We start from the raw sequence: 22,374 nt of genomic DNA, 5'->3' as shown, positions 1-22,374 counted from the left end.
GGGTTTCGGCCCCCGCGAGAGCTATAATCCTCTCTACAATCTGCGTGGGAATGGGCCGAAGGATCATGACCGCAGAAACGCATCGATCATCGAAAGTGGCCGAGACGATCGAAAAGATCTCGAAGGCGTTCAAGAGCGCCAACATCGGCCAGGGGCAGAAGGTCGGCTACCGAGAAGACAGCTCCGAAGAACGGCTGCAAGCCACGGCTGAACACGAAGGAGTGAAGCTCTACCGCAATCCCGACGGCTCTCATCTTGCAGTCGACGAATCCCACTCGAGCTACGATGACTGATCATGGATCAGCCTGAGAGCTGATTCGTCCGCTCGAGCGAACATCAACAGCCCGGCACACCGCTATCCGTGTGCCGGGCTGTTGATGTGCCCCAGGTAGGATCGCCAGAGCCCTGATGCCACGCCGACCAGTCGGCGGAACAACGATGCTGAAATGAAAGGCAGAGCCTATGCCCTCCCCCGCTGCCTCGCCGGCGCAGACGTCTGATTCGAAGCCGCAGCCATCGGGTTTTCTGCGGATTCTCCGCAACTACCGCTTCCCGCTCTTCATCCTCACAGGGGTGGTCATCGGCGCGATCATCGGCCTCGTCCTCGGGGAACGTGCCACCGTCATCAAACCGTTCGGCACGCTGTTCATCAACATGATGTTCACTCTCGTCGTGCCGCTCGTGTTCTTCTCCATCGCCTCCGCGGTCGCGGGAATGTCCTCGGCCGCGCGACTGGGCAAGATCATGGGCAGCATGCTCGGAGTCTTCGCCGTCACCGGCATCATCGCCTCCATCGTCATGGTCGCCGCACTGCGCATCTTCAACGCCACGGAAGGCGTCCAGGTTGAGATGCAGGAGCCGGAGAACGTCGAGGACGTCGGGTCCATCGGAGACCAGCTCGTCCAGACCATCGTCGTCGACGACTTCTCGAAGATCCTGTCCGCCGAGCACATGCTCGCCCTCATCGTCTTCGCCGTCATCGTCGGCTTCGCCACCAGCAGGATCGGCGACGCGGGCAAGCCGTTCGCCCAGTTCCTCAACTCCGGCACCGAGGTGTTCCTCAAGTTCACCTCAATCGTGATGTACTACGCCCCGATCGGCCTCGGTGCCTACTTCGCCGCTCTCATCGGTGACCTCGGCTCCCAGCTCGTCGGGGACTATGTTCGCGCTTTCCTCGTCTACTACCCGGTGGCGATCGCCTACTTCATCCTCGCGTTCACGTTCTACTCCTTCCTCGCCGGCGGCCGCCGAGGAGTCTCTCGGTTCTGGGGCAATATCCTCGAACCCACGGCGATCTCCTTGGGCACATCCTCCTCGGTGGCGGCGATCCCGGCGAACCTGCGTGCCGGAGAGAAGATCGGAGTCCCCCGCGACATCCGGGAGACGATCGTGCCGATCGGTGCCACGATCCACATGGAAGGATCGAGCCTGTCCGCGATCCTCAAGATCGCCTTCCTCTTTGCCGTGTTCCAGCGCGACTTCTTCACCCTGGAGAATATCCTCATCGCCATAGCCGTGGCGCTGCTCGCCGGAATGGTCATGGCAGGCATCCCCTCCGGCGGCTTCATCGGCGAGCTCATGATCATCACCCTCTACGGCTTCCCGGCCGCAGCACTGCCGATCATCCAGATCATCGGAACCGTCATCGATCCCCCAGCCACCACCGTCAACTCCGTCGGCGATCAGGCGAGTTCGATGATGGTCGCCCGCATCCTCGACGGAAAGGACTGGATGGACAAGGCCAACGAGGATGATCACGATTCGGTTCCGTAAGCTCAGTGAATCTGTCACACTCCCGAGCTCGTAGATTCGGACAAGGCTCCTTCTGGCCGAATGTCTCGGAGATGTCATAGGAACGCAATAGAACTTCCGCATTTGCGACTCGGCATCTCAGCTTCTGTTCAGATTCGGGCAAAAGGCTCTCACCTGGGCTGACGATACTCAATTCCAGCAATGTTCCTAATCTGGAAGAGGAGAAGTCACCATGCCCGCCTTCATCAGCACTCATGCCGCAAAGTGGGGCGTCGCCGCATTAGCCGGCCTCGCTTCCCTGGGCCTCGCAGTCGGTCCGGCCTCCGCCGATTCCGCACCCGCGTCCAGTGCCGCTCAGGCGCCCCAGAGTTCGGGACACCCGAAGAGTGCTGTCAAGTACGCGGACAGACTGATCACTGCCTACGGCATCGGTGATGCCGTGGTCGTGGATCAGCTCGCCACGAAGAACGTCGCCGCTGCCCTCGCCGAGCACAACGACGGGCACGCCAAACGTTGGCATCGCACGTCAGCCGATTCCGGCAAGGGATACACCTGGGTGTCGTACACGAACCTGGACACACATGCGGTCATGAGTCTGACAGTGAGAAACGCGATCGCCGCCAACAAGGGCGGCGACGCTGTTCGTGAGGTCGATTTCGTCGGCTGAGGACGACCTGTTGACATCCCGTTGACCAGATACTGGTGGGCGTCTTGTCAGCAGGGCTGACCAGCTCGGTAGACTCAGGAACCATGGTCGCCCTGAACGAAATCCCACGCCGCCGCTACACCGCGGGGCCGACGCTTCTCCAGCCGCTGCAGCGCCTGTCAGCCGAACTCGGCGGACCGCAGATCTGGATCAAACGCGATGACCAGCTGGGGCTGACACAGGGCGGGAATAAGACGCGCAAACTCGAGTTCCTCATCGCCGACGCCCTGGAACAGGGCGCGGACACGCTCATCACCGTCGGCGGGGTGCAGTCCAATCACTGTCGACTGACCTTGTCCGCTGCACGAGTCGAGGGCCTCGACTGTCACCTGATCGTCGAAGAGGATCTCGGACCCGACGGCACCTCGCTCGGCCCGGCAGGGTCAAACCCGCCGGAGTACACGGGAAACTTCCTGCTCTTCGATCTTCTCGGCGCGGATTCGGTCACGGTGCTCGGCCACGGGGCCGACCTCCTCGGCGAGGCTGAGAATCTGGCTGAGAAGCTGCGCGGCGAGGGCAGGAAGCCATACGTCATCCCGGTGGGCGGGTCGAATCCGATCGGTGCGCTCGGCTACGTCGACTGTGCCGATGAGATGCTCGACCAATTCGCCGAGGCGGGGCTGGATTCGCCCACGCTCGTCACGCCCAGCGGTTCGGCGGGAATGCAGTCCGGGCTCATCGTCGGACTCCACAGCGCTGACAGCGATGTTCCGGTCATCGGCATCAATGTCAGCCGGACGCAGGCGGAGCAGGAACAGAAGATCGTCGACCTCGTCGATTCCACGGCACGGTTCCTCGGCCTGCCCCCGGTCCCTCGCACAGCCACAGTGGGACTCGGTGATTATGTCGGGACCGGATATGCACTGCCGACCCCCGGGATGGTCGAGGTTGTGCGTCTCTTCGCCCGCACCGAGGGCATCGTCCTCGACCCTGTCTACACCGGCAAGGCAGCCGCCGGCCTCATCGATCTCATCAGGTCCGGCCGTTTCTCTTCCGAGGATGCGGTCGTCTTCATCCACTCCGGCGGAGTCCCCGGACTCTACGCCCGCGCCCAGGCGTTTGCCTGAGCACCACTTCAGCTCCCACCACCAACGGAAGGCACACCGATGACAGTTTCGACAGCAGACCTGTGGGATGAACGCGGTGACGAGCTCTATTCGATCGCCCTGAACTTCGGCGACTTCGGAGCCAAAACGTCATTCTCCGGACCGGCCCGCACCATCCGCTGTTTCCAAGACAACGGGCTGGTCAAGCAGACCCTCAACCAGCCCGGCGACGGCGCCGTGCTCGTCATCGACGGTGACGGATCGATCGCCACCGCCCTCATGGGTGACATGATCGCCGAGGCGGGAGTCCGAAACGGCTGGAACGGCGTCGTCATCAACGGTGCCGTCCGCGACCGTGAGGCTCTGGCAGAGATGGAATTCGGCATCAAGGCTCTGGCCAGCAACCCGCGCAAGAGCGCGAAAGACGGTGCCGGTGAGATTGACGTGACCGTGGAGATCGGCGGCGCGACGATCCGCCCGGGAGCGATGGTCTTCGCCGATGCCGACGGCGTCGCCGTCGAGAAGTAGGGCGGCAGAGACTCAGCGATGAATGGTGTCGAAGCTCTGTTCGGCTGAGTCCCAGATATCGGCAACAGCGATCTGACCATCAGCGGTGAGCTCTTCGACAATCGACCGGTCGTAGAGGTACGCCCACTCCCCTGCCGACACGACTCCGGTGACCACGAGGATGTCATAGTCGAAACCTGCCCGTGACGTCGCCTGGACGATGAACGCCGTGGCTTCCAAGTCTTTGACTCTGTCCTCGGTCGAGGCGAAGTGGACATGAAGGCGTTCGGGTTCGGTCTCCTGGTTGAAGTCGGGGTTCGTCTCGGATTCGAGACTCACCTCGACGCCGTCCAAGGACTGCGCCACATAATCCGAGAGCTCGTCGAGGGAATCGAAGCCCTGCTCCACGACGTCCAGTGTCGCCGTCGGAGTCGTTTCGGGTTCAGACGATGAACCAGAATCGGAGCCGCAGCCGCTGAGGGCGATGAGTGCGGCGGTCAGGAGCCCGGCGAGAGCAGGGGCGGACTTCGAATCGAACCTCATGGCACCAGCCTATCGGCGGGCGTACGCTGGTACCGCATCGCCCCGATTGCATAGAGCGTGGTGCTCCGGTGGGATCCGGATCACCTCGGCGCGGAACGGGAATAGATCCATCTCTCATCTAGTTGAACCTTCAATCATATTGACCTACACTGGAAGCAACCGCCGATCCGCTCAGGAGAACAGCATGACCACCACTCCCATCCAGGCACCAAAGCCCACCGATCTGCAGACGCCCGTCGTCGACGAGAAGCGACTCAGCGCTGCCACCGGAATGGACGCCGTGACCCTGCGCGTCGGCGATCTCGAGAAGATGTCGAACTACTACTCGAACGCCCTCGCCATGGAGCCCCTCGAGGAGACCTCTCGCGACGGCGAGGTCCACCGCGTGCTCGGCCGCGGCACTACTCCCCTGGTCAAACTCGTGGCTACCCCGGGCCTGCCCGGCGTCGACCCCAAGCAGGCCGGACTGTTCCACACCGCGTTCCTGTTCGACACCAAGGAAGCCCTGGCGGCCACGGTCGCCCACGCCGCGCAGAACACCAACAGCACCTTCGTCGGCTCCAGCGATCACCTGGTCAGCCAGGCCTTCTACTTCACCGACCCCGAAGGCAACGGCATCGAGCTCTACATCGACCGAGCCCGCTCGGAATGGACTCACTCACTTGACGGTGAGGTCCAGATGGATACGCTCTACCTCGATCCGAACCGCTTCCTCGAGCGCCACCTCAACCAGGACGTCCTCGCGAACACTGCCGCCGAACCCGGCATCGTCGGCCACGTCCACCTGCAGGTTGGCAACATCCCGCAGGCTCGCGAGTTCTACGTCGACGCCCTCGGCTTCGAACCGTCACTGTCGTCGATGCCCGGAGTCCTCTTCGCTGCGGCCGGCGGATACCACCACCACGTCGCCATGAACACCTGGAACAGCCGCGGTGCCGGCCCCCGGGCGGCCACCCTCGGTCTCGGGGATGTGGCGATCACCGTTCCCGGCCGCGAGGATCTCGATGCACTGGTCGCGCGTCTGCGTGCGCACAGCCTCGATTTCGCTGATGACGGACGTTCGGTGCGAGTCGTCGACCCGTGGGGCACGCAGGTCACTCTGGCCACCGGAACCAGCTCCATCGACGAGACGCTGGCGCGCTGACACTCCGCCGGTGCGAATAGCTCCACCGGTCAGAACACGCTGAGGCGGGTGGTGCTCAACGGCATCACCCGCCTCAGTCGTCTCTGCCGAGATCAGCTCTTGGAATGCACTCGCTCGACAGCCGCATGCGGATGCAGGTCGAGTCGGCGCAGCAGCTGAGCGTTGAGGGCGACGACGATCGTCGAGATCGACATCAGGATCGCGCCCACGCTCATCGGCAGAACGAACCCGATGGGAGCGAGGATTCCTGCCGCCAACGGCACCGACAGCAGGTTGTATCCGGCCGCCCACCACAGGTTCTGCTTCATCTTCCGGTAGGTCGCGCGAGAGAGCTCAACGATCGAGAGCACTGAACGCGGATCATCGGAGGCGAGGATGACTCCGGCAGAACCGATGGCCACATCGGTTCCCGCGCCGATGGCGATGCCAACATCGGCCTGCGCCAGAGCGGGCGCATCGTTGACGCCGTCACCGACCATCGCCACATGACGGCCCTCCCTCTGCAATTCGGAGACCTTCGCCGCCTTGTCAGCCGGATGGACACCGGCAAAAACACGGTCGATGCCGAGCTCGGAGGCAACGGACCGAGCAACCGCCTCGGCGTCTCCGGTGATCATCACGACCTGCGCTCCGATGGCATGAAGCGCATCGACGGCCTCGCGAGACTCCGGCCGGATCTCGTCGGCCAACCGCAGGGCACCTGCAACGGCACCGTCGACGAGCACATGGAGGATGATGGCTCCTTCGGCGCGCCAGGCCTCCGCGGCCTTCGCTTCGGGGACCTCATTCGCCTCAAGCAGCCTGGGTCCACCGACCTCGACCGTCTCGCCCGCGACAACGGCTCTGACACCGACCGCAGGTGACGAGGAGAAGTCGGATGCTTTCGACACGTCGATCCCTCGCTCAGCGGCTGCCTTGACGATGGCGGTGGCCAACGGGTGCTCGCTGTCGGCTTCGGCCGCGGCGGCCAGACCGAGCAATTCACCCTCGGTCCGCGCGGTCCCGGCACTCGGGACAGCCTCGATGCCGGTGACCGTCGGCTCACCTTTCGTCAGGGTGCCGGTCTTGTCGAAGAGCACGGAATCGACCGTGCGCATCGTCTCGAGTGCGAGCCGGTCCTTGACGAGGACTCCGGCCCGGGCGGCGCGCTCGGTGGCGATGGAGACGACCAGAGGGATGGCCAGGCCCAGGGCGTGCGGACAGGCGATGACGAGCACGGTGATCGTGCGCACGACCGCCGAGTCCGGCATACCGATGAGCGACCAGACGACCGCGGTGATCACGGCAGCGCCGAGAGCGAACCAGAACAGCCACGCCGAGGCCTTGTCGGCGATGCGCTGAGCACGCGACGAAGAGTTCTGAGCATCGGAGACCAGCTTCTGGATTCCCGCCAATGTTGTGTCATCACCGATCGCGGTGATCTCGACCCGGAGTCCGGAATCCGTGGCGACGGTGCCAGCCACAACGGCTTCGCGTTCGCCCCGTCGAACCGCAGCGGACTCTCCGGTGACCATGGATTCGTCCATATGGGCCGAACCGTCGATGATCCGACCGTCGGCGGGAACCGAGGAGCCGGGTCGGACGAGGACGATGTCACCGACGACGAGTTCGGCCGGAGCGATGGCCACCGTCTCCCCATCGACGATCTTCTCCGCCGCATCGGGCAGCAGTGCGGCGAGACTGTCAAGCGCCGAGGTGGTCTGTGCCAGAGAGCGCATCTCCATCCAGTGACCGGCGAGCATGATCACGACCAACAGGGCCAGCTCCCACCAGAAGTCGAGCTGCGGATCAAGCAGGCTCAACGACGAGCCCCAGGAGGAGATGAAAGCGACCGTGATCGCCAAGGCGATGAGCAGCATCATGCCGGGGCTGCGTCCCTTGATCTCGTCGAGGCCGCCGGTCAGGAACGGCTGACCGCCCCAGAGGTACATGACGGTGCCGAGAATCGGCGCGAGCCATCGGAGTGCACCGAGGATGCCGGCTTCGGGAATCTCATAACCGACGAGGTGGCCGAACATCGGGCTGAATGCGACGACGGGCACGGCGATGACGAGCATGATCCAGAACAGGCGACGGAACTGCGCGACGTGATCGCCGTGAACCGCATGCCCTGCATGACCGCCGTGGCCCGAATGTCCGGAATGTCCCTCGTGACCGGAATGCTGATGATTCTGCTGGTTGTCCATGCCTCGAAACTATACCCCCTAGGGGTATAAATCAACGGTGAGTCCCCTCACGTGCAATCCCATGCAACCCTGGCTCTCATGTCGCAAGCGCTCTAGCGTCGAAGAACGCCGAACGGCTCGTACGGGCCGCACGAAAGGACTCAGCATGAGAGCAGCACGGTTCCACGCACGCAAAGACATCCGGATCGACGATATTCCAGAGCCCGAACTGCAACCGGGCACAGTCGCCATCGACGTGGCATGGTGCGGGATCTGCGGAACTGATCTCCACGAATACCTCGAAGGGCCGATCTTCGTCCCACCGGCGGGCCATCCACATCCGATCTCCGGCGAATCCGCGCCAGTGACTATGGGACATGATTCTCCGGCACGATCACCGAACTCGGTGAAGGTGTCAGCGATCTGGAGGTCGGCCAGAACGTCGTCGTCGAACCTTACATCATCGCCGACGACGTCGACACCGGCCCCGGCCAGAGCTATCAGCTGTCCGAGAACATGAACTTCATCGGCCTCGGCGGCCGCGGTGGCGGGCTGTCGGAGAAGATCGTCGTCCAGCGTCGCTGGGTGCACCCCATCGGCGACATTCCACTCGATCAAGCTGCACTGATCGAACCGTTGTCAGTCGCACACCACGCAGTTGTGCGATCTGAAGCTGAAGCCGGCCAGATCGCCGTCGTCGGCGGCGCAGGTCCGATCGGCCTCCTCACCGCCGCCGTCCTCAAAGCCAAGGGGCTGACCGTCTACATTTCCGAACTCTCTGAGGCGCGGAAGGAGATGGCACTGTCGACAGGCGTTGCCGATGAAGTTCTCGATCCGCGAGAATCCGATGTCGCAGAAGCCGTTCGCGAGCGCACGGATGGGCGAGGAGCCGACGTAGGATTCGAATGCTCTTCCGTTCCCGCGGTTCTGGACATGCTCATCGACGCCACCCGCCCCGGCGGCGTCATCGTCAACGTCTCCATCTGGGGGCATAAGCCCGAAGTCGATATGCCGAAGCTGGTCCTCAAAGAGATCGATCTCAGAGGGACGATCGGCTACTCCGGTGACCACCCTGAGACGATCCGACTAGCCGCCGACGGAACCATCGATCTCTCCGCATTCATCACCGCACGCATCGGCCTGGACGAACTCGTCTCAGGCGGGTTCGACGAACTCATCAACAACAACGAGCAACACGTGAAGATCATCGTCGATCCACGTGGCTGATTGCCCAATCAGCAAGGTCCAATCCCACGAACCCGACGCAGACTCGTTGGGACACTCCGCATACATTGCATAAATGCGCAGTTATGACACATACTTGCTCATACTGTTCAACTTCGATGCTGATCGTCGACTGCCCAACGGGCATCGCACATCAGGTCGAAGCCATTGAGAATCACACACCCTGGCTCCCTGAGCCGGGCCTCACTGCGGAGGACCTGATGGACCTGCAACTCATCCTGGCGCTGGTCGCCGGAATCGGGACGATCGTCGTCATCGTGCTCGCGACCCGGCTCGACGCCTTCATCGCCCTGCTCCTGGCAGCGGTCGTCACCGGCATCGTCGCCGGTCAGGACCTGCTCTCGATCGTCGACTCCATCACCACGGGCTTCGGCGACACCCTGGCCAGCATCGGCATCGTCATCGGACTCGGTGTCGGCATCGGCAAGATCCTCGAAGTCTCCGGTGCCGCCGACTCCCTGGCCCGTGCCTTTCTGCGCGCCTTCGGCAAAGGCCGTGAGCCCTGGGCGATGGGCACCGTCGGCTCCCTCGTCTCCATCCCGGTCTTCTGCGACTCCGGATACGTCATCATGAACCCGCTGGCCCGCTCGATCGCCCGCGTGAAGAAGGGCGGCTATGTGACCCTCGCCCTGGCACTCGGCTGCGGAATGACGCTGACCCACCACATGGTGCCGCCGACGCCCGGACCGCTGGCAGCCACCGGCATCCTCGGCGCCGATATCGGTGCAGTCATCCTCGCCGGTCTCGTCTTCACCGTCGTCCTGCTGCCCGTAGTCGTCGTCTACGCCCGCTGGATCGGACCGAAGCTCGAACCCGTCCTCAACGCCCAGGTCAAGCATGACGTCTACGCCGAGGCGGTCGCCGAAACCGCGTCCGGTTCCGCCGGAGGCACCGTCCTCACCGCCGAAGGCGGAGACGCGGCGGGGCCCGATTCCGCTCCCGATTCATCGAAGAAGCCGGGCGCCTTCCTCGGCTTCCTTCCGCTCATCGTCCCGCTCCTGCTCATCGTCGCCAACACCGTGAGCACCGCGATCGACAAGAACGCTCAGGGCGAACTCGCCGGAGACGCCTACGAGCCCTCCGCCTGGGTTGCACCCCTGGCCTTCCTCGGCAACCCCGTCGTCGCTCTGATCATCGGCCTCGTCCTCGCCGTCTACACGTTGCTGCCCCGCGTGACCCCACGCAATCAGGTGCAGAGCTGGCTGGCCGACGGTGCCGCCTCGGCCGGACTCATCCTGCTCATCACCGGCGCCGGGGGAAGCTTCGGACTGGTGCTGCGCGAATCGGGCGTCGGTGATGCCCTCGCCGAGGCGATCGCCTCGATCAGCCTGCCGGCCCTCCTCGTCCCGTTCCTCATCGCCTCGCTCGTGCGTCTGGCTCAGGGATCGGGCACGGTCGCGATGATCACCGCCGCCTCGGTGACGGCTCCGCTCATCGCCCCGCTGGGACTCGACCCCCTCGTGGCCGTGATGGCCTGCACCGCCGGTTCGATGGTCTTCTCCTACTTCAACGACTCCTACTTCTGGGTCGTCACCCGGTTCACCGGCCTCGACGGAATCAATGCCATCAAGGGCTGGTCGGGAATCACCACCGCCGTGTGGATCTGTTCCCTTCCGCTGCTGTTCGTGCTCGACTTGGTCGTATGAGCGCCTCCCGAATGTCCGACTCCGAAACGACCGCAGCCGCCTCGGCCCAGGCGAGTCCGCGCATCCTCATCGTCGCCGACGACCTCACCGGCGGAAATGCGTGCGGAGCCCTGTTCGCCGAGGCGGGGCTGCGGACGATCACCGTCACCGATACCGGCCCGGCCGGCAGCGTCGACATCAGCGGACTGCTCGACGACTTCGACGCGGTCGTCGTCAACACCGACTCCCGGCACCTGCCCGCACAGCAGGCAAGCGAGCTCTACACCGAACTCATCGAAACCGCCGGGACCGTCGACCTCGTGGCATGCCGAATCGACACCACCCTGCGCGGCAACGTCGGACCCGCCGCGGCCGCCGCCATCTCGGCCCGCAGACGGTCTCTCGCCGCGACCGACGGGCCACGCCATCGCGTACTGGGCCTGTGCGTGCCGGCGTTCCCTGCCGCAGGCAGAACCACCGTGCAGGGGCGACAGCTGCTGGGCGACCGACTGCTCGAACACACCGAGCTCGCCCATGACGTCCGCTCCCCCATGCGCACCTCCGTCATCGAGGACATCCTTGCCGCCGGCACGGATCTCAACAGCCGCCTCATCGATATCGCCACGGTGCTGGCCAGTCGGGATGCAGTACGCACCGCCGTACTCGACGCCATCGGCGAAGGAACGGACGTGCTCATCGCCGATGCCCTGACCACCGACCACATCGACCTCGTCGGGTCCGTCATCGCTGAGATCAGCCACGAACTCGCCGAGGCGGCTTCCCCCGACATCCGTGACCGGGCAGGTCTGGCCGACGGTGAGCGGTTGGACTGGGTGACCATCGACCCCGGACCCGGCAGCCTCGCCCTGGCTCAGTCTCGGCTGCCGGCTCGCGCGAATGGCATTCTGCTCGGCATTTCGGGATCGGCGACCGAGGTCACCCGTGCACAGCTTGCAGCAGTGGCCGAGGACCCCACGATCACGGTCCTGCGCGCACCTTTGGACGATGCGGGTCTGCCCGATGTGGAGGCCGCACTCGCCCTCATCGATCGGACCGCCTCGGCGCGGGCGATCATCATCGCCACCGTTCTCGAGACCAGCGACCTGCGCGAACTCACCGATGCTGAATCCGAAGAGACGACACGGCGCCTGGCACTGATCGCCTCGGCGGTCATGTCCGCAGTCCTGGTCTCCGGCCTCTACACCACCGGCGGGGACGTCACCGCCACGGTGATGCGCGAGCTCGGTGCGATGGGGATGGAGATCGACAAGGAGATCGTGCCTCTGGCCGTGGGCGGTCGCCTCGTCGGCGGAAGCGCTGATGGACTGCCGATCGTCACGAAGGGCGGGCTCATCGGTGACACCGGCACCGCCGTCGAATGCCTCGAATTCCTGTCGACGACTGCTCGTGTCAGGCGAGACTGAATCGTGCACGACGACCCCAGCGCCCCACCCACCGACATTCATCCGAACCATCTGAGGAGACAGAAATGACAGCACCAGCACTCGCCGTGACCGTGGGTGACCCGGTCGGAATCGGACCGGAGATCACCGCCACGGTGCTTGCGGAGTTCGCCGGCAGAGACGATCAGCATGGAATCGCTGTGGCGGATCTGGCCGTGATGAAACGGGCCGTCGACGTCCTCGGACTCGACGTCGAACTGCGCTCCATCTCCGACTGGTCGACCCCGTCGGCCGGTGAAAGCGTCATCGATGTCTTCGATATCGGCGTTCTCGGGGATGACCTTCCCGACTGGGGAGTCGTCGATGCCCGCGCCGGCAGGGCTTCGGTGGCCGCGATCGAGCTCGCCACCAAGGCGGCCATGGATCAGCAGGTCGCCGGCATCGTCACTGGCCCCATCAACAAAGAAGCCGTGTGGAAATCCGGTTCGCAGCACCTCGGGCACACCGAAATGCTCGGTGAACTGACCGGAGTGACGAAGCAGGACACGATGTTCGTCGTGGAGAACAAGAAGGTTCCCGACCACAAACTCCAGATCTTCTTCGCCACCCGCCACATGTCCCTGCGCAAGGCTCTCGACGCCCTGACCGTGGACACGCAGGTCGACTCCATCGAACGCGCCCACCGTGCCCTCCAGCTCTACGGCGTGGCCTCGCCGAGACTGGCCGTCGCCGCGCTCAACCCCCACGGTGGCGAGAACGGTGCCTTCGGCGACGAGGAGATCGAAATCCTCCGCCCGGCCGTGGAGAAGGTCAACGCAGGTGGCGCCTTCGAAGTCGCCGGACCGATCCCGGCCGATTCCGTCTTCCACCAGGGGCTGACCGGCCGCTATGACGGCATCCTCTCTCAGTACCACGATCAGGGGCACATCGCGTCGAAGACCTTCGACTTCGACGGCACCATCTCGGTCACCGTCGGATTGCCGATCCTGCGCACGTCCGTCGATCACGGAACAGCCTTCGACATCGCCGGTCAGGGTATCGCCGATGCGGGCACCATGCGCTCAGCCTACCGCGCGGCCATCGGATACGCTCCGTTCGTCGACGGCATCCGCGCGGAGTACCTGCCGCAGTAGGCTGAGTCGTATCTCCGGCCGCGGCGTCGCTGCGGCCGGATCATCGCCGAAGGAGAGGGAGAACAGATGGCGATCCGATCGGGGACCCAGCGCCGCCGCGAAGCCATACTCGGCCTGCTCAAGACCGGTTCGTGGAGCATCCCTCGCCTGGCCGAGGCACTCGAGACCTCGGAATCGACGATCCGCCGCGACCTGCGTGAGTTGGCCGCAGACGGCGAGATCATCCGCACCATCGGCGGAGCCGCAGCCGCAGGCTATGTCGAACCGCCTTTGGGCGAGCGCATGGAGCAGCAGGCGGAGGCGAAGGACACGATCGCCGCACGCGCGCTCGAACGACTCGACGACGCCCGAGTGCGCACCGTCTTCCTCGACGCCGGTTCGACGACCGTGCGTTTGGCCGAGCGGATCAGAGACCGCAGAGGAATCACCGTGTTCACTCGCGGTCTCGAGATCGCGCTGGCCTTGGCTCATCCCGCCGGCCCCACAGTGATCATGGTCGGCGGCGAGGTCTCGACCCTTTCGCACGGCACCACCGGCGCGCTGTCCGATCATGCGCTGTCGCGCATCCATGTCGACATCGCATTCCTCGGTGCCGATGCCGTGGATCCGGCACAGGGTCTCGGCGAACCGAGCCTCGACGAAGCACGCACGAAAGAGCTCATCGCCGAGCGGGCCGGAGCAGTCGTCGTCCTCGCCGACAGTTCGAAAGCCGGCCGCGACGTCGCCGCATGGGCACCGATGCCGTCCGGTTGGACGTGGATCGACGAGCACGCGTCCCACCGGCACGATTGACAACTCTGGGCTGACGACTCCATTCGCCGACCACCGTGTGATCGACGACATCTGATTCTCGCGACTTCTGTGTAGAATCCCGGAGGCAGTTTCAACAGTGACTGCCTGGAGGCTCGGCATTCCTGCGAAATCCGAGCCCTGGTCTCACAAGGAGAAAGCTCTATGAGCGAACCCCACAACTCAGGTGCTGACACTGACAACGCCGCTGGGGGCGGCAAGCTGCGCAACCGGCACATCACCATGATCACGCTCGGCGGCATCATCGGTGCAAGCCTCTTCGTCGGATCCGGAAACGTCATCCGCTCGACAGGACCGGCTGCGATCCTCTCCTATCTCATCGGCGGACTTCTCGTCTTCCTCGCCATGCGGATGCTCGGTGAGATGTCGGCACGCCGACCTGCCGTCGGTTCCTTCATGGAGTATGCGAACGAGTCCTTGGGCGGGTGGGCCGCCTACCTCGTCGGCTGGCTGTATTGGTACTTCTGGGTCGGCGTCATCGCCTACGAAGCGGTCGTCGGCGGCGGAATCATGGCAGGCTGGTTCCCCGCGATTCCCACCTGGCTCTGGTCCCTCCTCCTCGTCATCGTCTTCATCGGCACGAACATCCTCTCGGTCCGCGTCTTCGGTGAGGTCGAGTTCTGGCTCGCGAGCATCAAGGTCATCACGATCGTCGTCTTCCTCGTCGTCGGTGCGCTCTTCGTGCTCGGCGCCTGGCCCAATGCGACGAATTCCGTATCCAACCTGTGGGACCACGGTGGTTTCATGCCCATGGGCTTCAGTGCCGTGATGATCGGCGTGGCCACCGTCATCTTCAGTTACTTCGGCACCGAGATCGCTGTCATGGCATCGGCCGAGTCAGTCGATCCGGCTCGCGGCATCAACCAGGCCACTCGGACCGTCATCTGGCGGATCATGCTGTTCTTCGTCGGCGGCGTGCTCATCATCGTCACCGCAGTTCCCTGGGATGAGCTGCCCGATCCCGATACGATCGCTCCGTTCGCTCATGTCTACGGTCTCTTCGGTCTGCCGGGCGCCTCGGCGATCATGACGATCGTCCTGTTCACCGCCGTCGTCTCGGTGCTCAACTCCGGCCTCTATTCGGCCTCCCGTATGTTCGCTTCCCTGGCCGACAAGGGGTACGCTCCCGCGCTCATCCGCAAGCGCTCGAAGACGAACGTCCCAGTGGCCGCTCTCATCGCTTCGAGCCTCGGCGCACTGGCTGCAGTTGTCGCCAACTTCACCGTCCCGGCGTCGGGGATCTTCGACTTCATCATGAACTCCGGCGGTCTCGTAGCTCTCTTCGTCTATGTCTTCATTGCCCTCGCCCAGTGGCGCATGCGTCTCAAACTCAGCCCAGCCGAGCGAGAAGCACTGACCTTGAAATCGTGGCTGACGCCGATCCTCAACATCTTCCTCATCATCGTCGTCATCGGCGTCGTCGTCATCATGCTCCTCAGCGAAGACGGCCGCGCACAGGTGTGGACGAGCCTCGTCGCCACTGCGGTGCTCTTCGCCGTGTGGCCGTTGGTCAAGCGTCGCCTCAACGCTCGCGGGATCGATACGTCTCCGGCGATGGATCAGCGTGCAGCAGCCGCGGCAAAGGAATCTGCGGCATCCTGATCCAGCACCGCAGTTCGGACTTCTGAGTCGCTCGGCCAGAGCCGATTGAGCGGAGGGACCGTGCTTATGCGCGGTCCCTCCGCTCTTTCCGCGAACAGGGGTGCGCGCTGCGGTCGATTGAGGCGAAAGAGAAGACTACTCTTTTCGTCTGCGCAGTTAAATTCGGTCATTGATTGAATTTTCTGTCAACCCGATTGCTATAACGATAACTTCACTGTTCCCTGTGAAGAATCCTTGCCGCTCCTATATTGACACTGCAGAACGTTCCTCCAGGTCAGATACGCCAAAACCGATTATTCCCCTATTGACACGCCGATGATTTGACAGGATTTTTCGATTGAGAAGCTGAGCACAGGCTCGTAACGTGGCTTCGGTTCGAAAGAAGGATCACTTCGACTGTGATCCGAATGACTGGAGGAATTCATGAGCATCCCCGATACCTCAGGATCCGCATCACCTGCTTCCCCGCCCGAACCCGATCTCAAGACGGTCCGCAAGGCCGTCGCCGCGTCTGCCCTGGGCAATGCGACGGAGTGGTTCGACTACGGTCTCTACGCCGTCTCAGTCACCTATCTCGCTCAGCACTTCTTCCCCGGCGAGCATGCTCAGCTGATGGCGCTGCTGACGTTCGCCGTGTCCTTCATCTTCCGCCCACTCGGCGGAATCATCTGGGGCCCGATGGGCGATCGCCTCGGCCGCAAACGCGTACTGGCGCTGACGATTCTGCTCATGGCCGGTTCCACCTTCTGCATCGCGCTCTTGCCGTCCTACGCCACGATCGGCGTCGCCGCACCCATCATCCTCGTTCTGCTCCGCGTCATCCAGGGCTTCTCCTCAGGCGGTGAGTATGGTGGTGCCGCCACCTTCATGGCCGAATACGCCCCGGACAACCGGCGCGGATTCTTCGGCAGCTTCCTCGAATTCGGCACTCTGGCCGGAATGGCCGCCGGTTCGCTCTTCGTCCTCCTTCTGCAGCTCGGACTCGGTGAACAGACGATGACGGACTGGGCATGGCGGATTCCGTTCGTCTTCGCCGGTGTGCTCGGCGTCGTCGGCCTGTACCTGCGCTCACAGCTCGACGAATCCCCTGTCTATGAAGAGCTGGACAACAGCGATCAAGGCAAGTCCGTCAGGGAAGTCTTCGCGACCCTGTTCGCGAATTACAAGAAGCAACTCCTCGTCCTCGGCGGCATGGTCGTCGCGGTCAACGTGGTCAACTACACGCTGCTGTCCTACATGCCCACCTACCTGCAGAACCCGGTCGGCATGAGCGCGAACGCCTCACTGACCGTGATGTTCCTCGCCCAGGCATTCATGATGATCCTCATCCCGTTCGGCGGAATGCTTTCGGACAAGGTAGGACGCAAGCCCGTCTGGTACTTCTCACTGATCAGCCTCTTCGTCGCGGCGATTCCGATGTTCATGCTCATGGCCAATGGCTTCGTGTGGGCACTCATCGGACTGGCCGTCCTCGGTGTCCTCTACATCCCGCAGATCTCGACCATCTCGGCGACGTTCCCGGCGATGTTCCCCGGACCTGTGCGCTTTGCAGGCTTTGCGATCGCCTACAACGTCTCCACCGCACTGTTCGGTGGCACCGCGCCCTCGATCAGCGATGGACTCATCGGCGCGACGGGAAACACCATCATTCCCGCCTACCTGGTTATGGCCGCATGCGCGATCGGTTTGATTGCCACGATCTTCATGAAGGAGACGAACGGTGCCTCGTTGCGCGGCTGCGGTCTCCCCGAGACCGGCGCGGACGTCATCCTCGACGAATCGGAGCTCGTCGACGACGCGAAATGACCGTCCCCGCCATTCGCGACCGCATCTGAGCGAAGCGTCACTCCCCGCAGACCAGACCGGCGACACCGCATCGGAACTTCCGTTGCAGTGTCGCCGGTCTTCTGCGACCGAGTCTGGGTTAGTCTCGGATCATGGTCACGTTGATTCCCGAACAGCCAGATTTCAATGGGTCCACAGCCGAGGAGCTCGTGTGGAATGCGCTGTGCCGCCAGCTGCCCGATGCAGCGGCGATCATCCATGGTCAACGACTGACCGGCGATGACAAGGATGTCGAGATCGATATCCTCATCCTGTGGCCGGGAGCCGGCATCGCCGTCGTCGAGGTCAAAGGCGGACGCGTCGACGTCGTCGACGGTGCCTGGTTCACCTCCGGCACCCAGGGAAAGCGAAACCGACTGCCCACCCCTCCACTCGAGCAGGCGATGATCGCCAAACACACCCTCGTGGACTATCTGCGCCCGCGGCTCTCTCGACTTCCCGGTCCGATCAGCCACCTTGCGGTCCTCCCCTACACGGAACTGCCGAGCGGCTGGGACCAGCCGGACGCGCCGAAGCGCCAACTCGTCGACGGCACCGAGATCGATTCCCTGGCATCGAAGATCGCCACTCAGCTGCGCTTCGACTTCGACCCCGAACGCCACGACCTCACCGCCGGCCACGAGTTCGTGCTGAAGAACCTCCGCAGAACAAATCAGGCGGTGGAGAATCTCAAGCTCAGAGCCTCCGAGATCTCTGACCGAGCCGATGCCCTCAGCCGTGAGCAGGCGAAGCTCATCCGCATCCTCCGCCACCAGAATCGTGCCGAGATCAGCGGCGGTGCAGGATCAGGCAAGACCTATCTGGCACTGCTCAAAGCCAGAGCGCTGACGCAGGAGGGGAAGAAGGTCGCCCTCATGTGCTATTCCCGCGGGCTCGGCCGCTTCCTCCAGCTCTTCACCGCACAATGGCCCGAAGTCGACCGGCCCGCGTTCGTCGGACTCTTCCACGACCTGCCCATCAGCTGGGGCGCACCCACCGGCAGCGACGACGACTCGGAGTACTGGGAACAGCGACTGCCCACGATGCTCAAGGAACTCGCCGACGAGCGTCCGCGCAAGAGCCTCTTCGACGCCATCGTCATCGACGAAGGCCAGGACTTCAGCCTGCTGTGGTGGGAAGCCGTCCAATCCTGCCTGCGCAATCAGCTTGCCGACACCCTCTACGTCTTCACCGATGAGCGCCAACGGATCTTCGACCGTCACGGCGAATCACCGATCACGATGAACCCCATCCAGCTCGACGAGAATCTGCGCAACTCATCCCAGATCGTCGCTGGAATCGCCGATCTCGCATTGGAACCGCCGATCGCACGCAACGGACCCGGTGACGAGATCGAGTGGATCGACGTCGGCGTCGAGGATGCCGTGGCCGAAGCGGATGGGCAAGTCGAAGCGCTCATGGATGCCGGGTGGAATGCCGGCCAGGTCGCACTGCTGACCACCGGATCCAGGCATCCGGAGCAGAAGAACATCGTGGAGAGCGAAGGGATCGCAGCCTACTGGGATCAGTTCTTCGCTGAAGAGGACGTCTTCTACGGGCATGTGCTCGGTTTCAAAGGACTCGAAAGGCCCGCCGTGGTGCTCTGCCTCAACGGGTTCAGAGACCCCCAGCGGGCCATCGACATGCTCTACGTCGGTATGTCGAGAGCGACGACGAAGCTCATCGTCGTCGGCGACCTGACCATCTTCGACGAGATATACGGCCGCTGATCGATCAGCTTCTCACCGGCTCTCGTCGGTGGGTCCGCGATGTCAGTCCGGTGCCGCTCCCAAGAGCAGGGTACGCGCGGTCCTCTGCCAGGTGGCGAGCATCGGTTCCCGATGCGGGTCACGCCGGGAGAACGTGTAGGTCACGGCCATTCCGCGCATGCTCGCGAAGATCATCGTGAAGACCTCATCGAACTCCGGGTTCCGCGTGACCGCCGGTCCGAAGAGCTCACGGGCGTTGTCCCTGACGCGGTCGAGGACGATCTTCTCGTGCTCACGGACGTTTCCGGCCAGTTCATCGTCGGTGCGCGAAGCCGTCCACAGTTCGAGGGCAGAGAAGAAGCTGCCGTGCATCAGCCCCGTCCACAGGGTCCGAATCGCCCAATCGCTCCTGCCCTCGGCGTCGGCGTCGGCGGCGTCGGGTCGTTCCGTTTCCAGCATCCGACCGAATTCGTCGTCGTGATCTTCCAACCGTCGGCTGAGTCTCTGTTCGCCGAGGCGGCTGACCGCGGCCGTGAGCAGGTCCTGCTTCGAGGGAAAATGGTGGAGCAGACGCCCCCTGGTCACCCCCGCGATCGATTGGACTCTCACCGTCGTCGTCGCCGAATATCCTTCGCGCAGCAGGCATTCGATCGTGGCATCGAGGATCAGGTCGCGTGAGCGCGCAGTGCGTTCGGCCTGGTTGCCGGCATCCATCGCTTCCCCTTCTGCCGCGTTCCGTTCCGGAGCTGTTCGGCACCGCAGCCCTGCGGTCGAACCGGGTTGCTTCCGACTATCTCACAGTTCCAGTCTGCATTGACTGTTTTTCAGGCGAATGTCAGACTGAACGCACGCTCAGTGACCGGGCACACACATTGCCGCGGCCCGAGGACCGGCTTGTCTGCCCGCCCAGCGACAACCACTGCTTGAGAAGAGGACGCAATCGATGAAGAGGAACCTGTACAACGAGGATCACGAGGCATTCCGAGGATCGGTCGCAGCGTTCCTCGACCGCGAAGTCGTCCCCCACTTCGAGGAATGGGAGGAGAACCACCTCGTCGATCGGGAAATGTGGCGCAAGGCAGCGCAGTCGGGCATCATCGGCCTGGCCATCCCCGAGGAGTTCGGCGGTGGCGGCGTCTCCGACTTCCGGTTCGAGATGGTGCGAGCCGAAGAGATCGCCCGCCGTGGGGTCGGTGCGGCCACGAGCGGCTGGGGCGTCTCAGACGGAATCGTCCCCGGCTATCTCATGGAGTTGGGCACTCGGGCGCAGAAAGAGAAGTATCTGACTGGACTGACCTCGGGCGCGATGATCGGGGCGATCGCCATGACCGAACCGGATGCCGGTTCGGACCTGCAGGGCATCACCACGAAGGCCGTCCGCGACGGCGACGATTGGATCATCAACGGCGCCAAGACCTTCATCACCAACGGCATCCACTGTGATTTCGTCATCGTCGTCGCCCGCACGAACCCGGAGGCGAAGGCGTCTCAGGGCACTTCGCTGTTCATCGTCGAGGCAGGCACACCTGGGTTCGAGAAGGGCCGCAAACTGAGAAAGCTCGGCCTAGACGCTCAGGACACCGCCGAACTCTCGTTCACCGACGTCCGGGTGCCGGCCGATGCCCTCCTCGGCGAACTCGATCAGGGGTTCATCCACCTCATGGTCAACCTCCCCACCGAGCGCCTCCTCATCGGATCGGGGACCCTGGCATCGGCGCGCGCGGCGTTGGAATGGACGGCCGAATACGTCTTCGACCGCCCCGCTTTCGGTCAGACCGTCGGCGACTTCCAGAACACCCGTTTCGAACTCGCCGAGCTCGAAACCCGAGTCGACGCACTGGAGGCGTTCGTCGACCGATGCGCCCTGGCTCTCAACGAGGGCGAACTCACCGCGGTCGACGCCGCCAAGGCGAAGTACCTGGGTTCGGACCTCGAGATCGAGGTCGTCAATCGCTGCCTGCAGCTCTTCGGCGGCTACGGCTACATGCTCGAGTTCCCCATCGCCCGCGCCTACAAGGACAACCGCATCCAGGCGATCTTCGGCGGAGCGAACGAGGTGATGAAGGAACTCATCGGACGCGATATCGCCAAACGCCACCGTAAGAGGTGATGATGCTCGCGGCTACTCTCCCGCGACTTCGAGGAGGACCTTGCCCATCACGGAGCGGCCGTCGAGTTCACTGATCGCCGAGGATGCCTCGGCCAGGGGGTATTTCGCGTGGATGCGCGGATTGAGGCTGCCGTCGGCGACGTGCCCGAGCACTGCTTCCCACTGGTCGTGGATGAAGTTCGGATGGCCCCAGGCCGCCGCGCCCCAGGCGACGCCGTCGACGGAGATGTTCTTCAGCAGCAGGCGATTGACCTTGATCGAAGGGATCTCACCGGCAGTGAAGCCGAGAACAAGAAGCCGACCGAACGGAGCGAGCACTCGCGTCGAATCAGTGAATCGGTCGCCGCCGACGGGGTCGAAGACGAAGTCGACGCCGCCCGGACAGATCTCCTTCGTCGCGTCTTTGAAGCCATCTGCGAGGACGACGTGCGTGGCGCCGATCTCACGAACAGCTTCGGCCTTCGCCTCGGTCGAGACGACGGCGATGACCTCGAGGCCCATCGCCAGACCCAGCTGCACCGCGGCCGACCCGAGGCCGCCTGCGGCTCCGTGGACGAGGAGGCTCTGGCCCGGCTGGGCATTCGCGCGCACCCGCAGTGCGAAGTCAGCGGTGAGCACGTTCATCGGCATGCCTGCGGCGTCGGCTAAGGACACCGAATCCGGGACCTTCACGGTGGCCTCGTCACCGGCGACGAGGTATTCGGCGAAGGTTCCCTTTCCGGTGATCGCGGCAACGCGGTCCCCGACGGAGTAGCGGGAGTCCGGGCCCACCTCGGCGACGACACCGGAGGCCTCGGAACCCAGGGTGAAGGGCAGGTCGTGCTTGACCTGGTACATCCCACGGGTCTGCAGCACCTCGGGGAACGTTACGCCGGCAAATGCGACCTTGATGAGCACCTGACCGGGCCCCGGCGACGGGCGCTCCACATCGAGGTGCTCCACATCATCGGGGCCGGTCAGAGCGGTGACGCGAATGGCTTTCATTGTTTCCTCGCTATCGTTGTGACGCACGCGGAACACTCGAGCTCCGGTGTCGGCGGTCTTCTCACC

The 22,374-nt window shown here is 63.7% G+C and carries 18 protein-coding genes and 1 pseudogene; 15 read left to right on the top strand and 4 right to left on the bottom strand.

Annotation, left to right across the window (positions count from 1 at the left end; genetic code table 11):
* Positions 1-65 precede the first annotated feature (65 nt).
* The 5 genes from AC3CD9_RS03190 (at position 66) to rraA (ending at position 4,032) form a co-directional block, all read left to right on the top strand.
* Positions 66-293, top strand: coding sequence for a hypothetical protein (locus tag AC3CD9_RS03190; RefSeq protein WP_488366252.1), 228 nt, complete (start codon positions 66-68; stop codon positions 291-293).
* A 169-nt stretch (positions 294-462) separates the two neighbouring features.
* Complete coding sequence (locus AC3CD9_RS03185) at positions 463-1,773, top strand: dicarboxylate/amino acid:cation symporter (protein WP_488366250.1); 1,311 nt, start codon at positions 463-465, stop codon at positions 1,771-1,773.
* A 211-nt stretch (positions 1,774-1,984) separates the two neighbouring features.
* Positions 1,985-2,419, top strand: a complete 435-nt coding sequence (locus tag AC3CD9_RS03180) for a hypothetical protein (RefSeq protein WP_488366248.1) — start codon at positions 1,985-1,987, stop codon at positions 2,417-2,419.
* An 83-nt stretch (positions 2,420-2,502) separates the two neighbouring features.
* Positions 2,503-3,525 carry a D-cysteine desulfhydrase family protein gene (locus tag AC3CD9_RS03175; RefSeq protein ID WP_488366247.1) on the top strand — a complete coding sequence of 341 codons (1,023 nt, stop codon included), beginning with the start codon at positions 2,503-2,505 and terminating at the stop codon, positions 3,523-3,525.
* A 39-nt stretch (positions 3,526-3,564) separates the two neighbouring features.
* Entirely contained in the window at positions 3,565-4,032 is a 468-nt protein-coding gene (rraA, locus tag AC3CD9_RS03170; RefSeq protein ID WP_488366246.1) for a ribonuclease E activity regulator RraA, read from the top strand.
* A gap of 12 nt (positions 4,033-4,044) precedes the next feature.
* Here rraA and AC3CD9_RS03165 read toward each other — a convergent pair whose 3' ends face one another.
* The gene (locus tag AC3CD9_RS03165; RefSeq protein ID WP_488366245.1) at positions 4,045-4,554 is read right to left on the bottom strand and encodes a hypothetical protein; all 510 of its coding nucleotides are present in this window, start codon (positions 4,552-4,554) and stop codon (positions 4,045-4,047) included.
* 184 nt (positions 4,555-4,738) lie between these two features.
* On the opposite strand from AC3CD9_RS03165, the gene AC3CD9_RS03160 reads away from it, so the two are divergent.
* Positions 4,739-5,698, top strand: a complete 960-nt coding sequence (locus AC3CD9_RS03160; protein WP_488366243.1) for a VOC family protein — start codon at positions 4,739-4,741, stop codon at positions 5,696-5,698.
* 92 nt (positions 5,699-5,790) lie between these two features.
* Here AC3CD9_RS03160 and AC3CD9_RS03155 read toward each other — a convergent pair whose 3' ends face one another.
* On the bottom strand, positions 5,791-7,884 hold the full coding sequence (locus AC3CD9_RS03155; protein ID WP_488366242.1) for a heavy metal translocating P-type ATPase: 2,094 nt from the start codon (positions 7,882-7,884) through the stop codon (positions 5,791-5,793).
* Between the two features lie 145 nt (positions 7,885-8,029).
* On the opposite strand from AC3CD9_RS03155, the pseudogene AC3CD9_RS03150 reads away from it, so the two are divergent.
* From AC3CD9_RS03150 to AC3CD9_RS03115, 8 genes and pseudogenes are all read left to right on the top strand, one after another.
* Positions 8,030-9,090 (top strand): annotated as a pseudogene (locus AC3CD9_RS03150) (2,3-butanediol dehydrogenase).
* Positions 9,091-9,308: 218 nt separating this feature from the next.
* Entirely contained in the window at positions 9,309-10,754 is a 1,446-nt protein-coding gene (locus tag AC3CD9_RS03145; protein ID WP_488366241.1) for a GntP family permease, read from the top strand.
* Positions 10,751-12,157 carry a four-carbon acid sugar kinase family protein gene (locus AC3CD9_RS03140; protein ID WP_488366240.1) on the top strand — a complete coding sequence of 469 codons (1,407 nt, stop codon included), beginning with the start codon at positions 10,751-10,753 and terminating at the stop codon, positions 12,155-12,157. The genes AC3CD9_RS03145 and AC3CD9_RS03140 overlap by 4 nt, the downstream gene beginning before the upstream one ends.
* 65 nt (positions 12,158-12,222) lie before the next feature.
* Complete coding sequence (pdxA, locus tag AC3CD9_RS03135; RefSeq protein ID WP_488366239.1) at positions 12,223-13,269, top strand: 4-hydroxythreonine-4-phosphate dehydrogenase PdxA; 1,047 nt, start codon at positions 12,223-12,225, stop codon at positions 13,267-13,269.
* Positions 13,270-13,335: 66 nt separating this feature from the next.
* Complete coding sequence (locus tag AC3CD9_RS03130; RefSeq protein ID WP_488366237.1) at positions 13,336-14,061, top strand: DeoR/GlpR family DNA-binding transcription regulator; 726 nt, start codon at positions 13,336-13,338, stop codon at positions 14,059-14,061.
* 162 nt (positions 14,062-14,223) lie between these two features.
* Positions 14,224-15,681: an amino acid permease gene (locus AC3CD9_RS03125; RefSeq protein WP_488366236.1), complete on the top strand. Its 1,458-nt coding sequence runs from the start codon at positions 14,224-14,226 to the stop codon at positions 15,679-15,681.
* A 423-nt stretch (positions 15,682-16,104) separates the two neighbouring features.
* On the top strand, positions 16,105-17,487 hold the full coding sequence (locus AC3CD9_RS03120; protein WP_488366234.1) for an MFS transporter: 1,383 nt from the start codon (positions 16,105-16,107) through the stop codon (positions 17,485-17,487).
* 131 nt (positions 17,488-17,618) lie between these two features.
* The gene (locus AC3CD9_RS03115) at positions 17,619-19,235 is read left to right on the top strand and encodes a nuclease-related domain-containing DEAD/DEAH box helicase (RefSeq protein WP_488366233.1); all 1,617 of its coding nucleotides are present in this window, start codon (positions 17,619-17,621) and stop codon (positions 19,233-19,235) included.
* A gap of 42 nt (positions 19,236-19,277) precedes the next feature.
* Here the strand turns inward: AC3CD9_RS03115 and AC3CD9_RS03110 are convergent, their stop codons facing one another.
* Positions 19,278-19,928: a TetR/AcrR family transcriptional regulator gene (locus AC3CD9_RS03110; RefSeq protein WP_488366232.1), complete on the bottom strand. Its 651-nt coding sequence runs from the start codon at positions 19,926-19,928 to the stop codon at positions 19,278-19,280.
* Positions 19,929-20,157: 229 nt separating this feature from the next.
* Here AC3CD9_RS03110 and AC3CD9_RS03105 point away from each other — a divergent pair, with 229 nt between their 5' ends.
* Positions 20,158-21,324, top strand: coding sequence for an acyl-CoA dehydrogenase family protein (locus AC3CD9_RS03105; RefSeq protein WP_488366231.1), 1,167 nt, complete (start codon positions 20,158-20,160; stop codon positions 21,322-21,324).
* 12 nt (positions 21,325-21,336) lie between these two features.
* Here AC3CD9_RS03105 and AC3CD9_RS03100 read toward each other — a convergent pair whose 3' ends face one another.
* Positions 21,337-22,308 (bottom strand): NADPH:quinone oxidoreductase family protein, encoded by a 972-nt coding sequence (locus AC3CD9_RS03100; protein ID WP_488366230.1) that lies wholly within the window; start codon positions 22,306-22,308, stop codon positions 21,337-21,339.
* Between the last annotated feature and the right edge of the window lie 66 nt (positions 22,309-22,374).

The organism is Brevibacterium sp. MGP-B1 (assembly GCF_057766545.1).
The sequence above is the reverse complement of the archived record's forward strand: the minus strand, read 5'-3'. Positions and strand labels throughout refer to the sequence as shown.

What these genes read in the sequence shown, in the direction of transcription:
- AC3CD9_RS03190 (WP_488366252.1), top strand. Translation starts at nt 66, where the DNA reads ATGACCGCAGAAACGCATCGATCATCGAAAGTGGCCGAGACGATCGAA.
- AC3CD9_RS03185 (WP_488366250.1), top strand. Translation starts at nt 463, where the DNA reads ATGCCCTCCCCCGCTGCCTCGCCGGCGCAGACGTCTGATTCGAAGCCG.
- AC3CD9_RS03180 (WP_488366248.1), top strand. Translation starts at nt 1,985, where the DNA reads ATGCCCGCCTTCATCAGCACTCATGCCGCAAAGTGGGGCGTCGCCGCA.
- AC3CD9_RS03175 (WP_488366247.1), top strand. Translation starts at nt 2,503, where the DNA reads ATGGTCGCCCTGAACGAAATCCCACGCCGCCGCTACACCGCGGGGCCG.
- rraA (WP_488366246.1), top strand. Translation starts at nt 3,565, where the DNA reads ATGACAGTTTCGACAGCAGACCTGTGGGATGAACGCGGTGACGAGCTC.
- AC3CD9_RS03165 (WP_488366245.1), bottom strand. Translation starts at nt 4,554, where the DNA reads ATGAGGTTCGATTCGAAGTCCGCCCCTGCTCTCGCCGGGCTCCTGACC.
- AC3CD9_RS03160 (WP_488366243.1), top strand. Translation starts at nt 4,739, where the DNA reads ATGACCACCACTCCCATCCAGGCACCAAAGCCCACCGATCTGCAGACG.
- AC3CD9_RS03155 (WP_488366242.1), bottom strand. Translation starts at nt 7,884, where the DNA reads ATGGACAACCAGCAGAATCATCAGCATTCCGGTCACGAGGGACATTCC.
- AC3CD9_RS03145 (WP_488366241.1), top strand. Translation starts at nt 9,309, where the DNA reads ATGGACCTGCAACTCATCCTGGCGCTGGTCGCCGGAATCGGGACGATC.
- AC3CD9_RS03140 (WP_488366240.1), top strand. Translation starts at nt 10,751, where the DNA reads ATGAGCGCCTCCCGAATGTCCGACTCCGAAACGACCGCAGCCGCCTCG.
- pdxA (WP_488366239.1), top strand. Translation starts at nt 12,223, where the DNA reads ATGACAGCACCAGCACTCGCCGTGACCGTGGGTGACCCGGTCGGAATC.
- AC3CD9_RS03130 (WP_488366237.1), top strand. Translation starts at nt 13,336, where the DNA reads ATGGCGATCCGATCGGGGACCCAGCGCCGCCGCGAAGCCATACTCGGC.
- AC3CD9_RS03125 (WP_488366236.1), top strand. Translation starts at nt 14,224, where the DNA reads ATGAGCGAACCCCACAACTCAGGTGCTGACACTGACAACGCCGCTGGG.
- AC3CD9_RS03120 (WP_488366234.1), top strand. Translation starts at nt 16,105, where the DNA reads ATGAGCATCCCCGATACCTCAGGATCCGCATCACCTGCTTCCCCGCCC.
- AC3CD9_RS03115 (WP_488366233.1), top strand. Translation starts at nt 17,619, where the DNA reads ATGGTCACGTTGATTCCCGAACAGCCAGATTTCAATGGGTCCACAGCC.
- AC3CD9_RS03110 (WP_488366232.1), bottom strand. Translation starts at nt 19,928, where the DNA reads ATGGATGCCGGCAACCAGGCCGAACGCACTGCGCGCTCACGCGACCTG.
- AC3CD9_RS03105 (WP_488366231.1), top strand. Translation starts at nt 20,158, where the DNA reads ATGAAGAGGAACCTGTACAACGAGGATCACGAGGCATTCCGAGGATCG.
- AC3CD9_RS03100 (WP_488366230.1), bottom strand. Translation starts at nt 22,308, where the DNA reads ATGAAAGCCATTCGCGTCACCGCTCTGACCGGCCCCGATGATGTGGAG.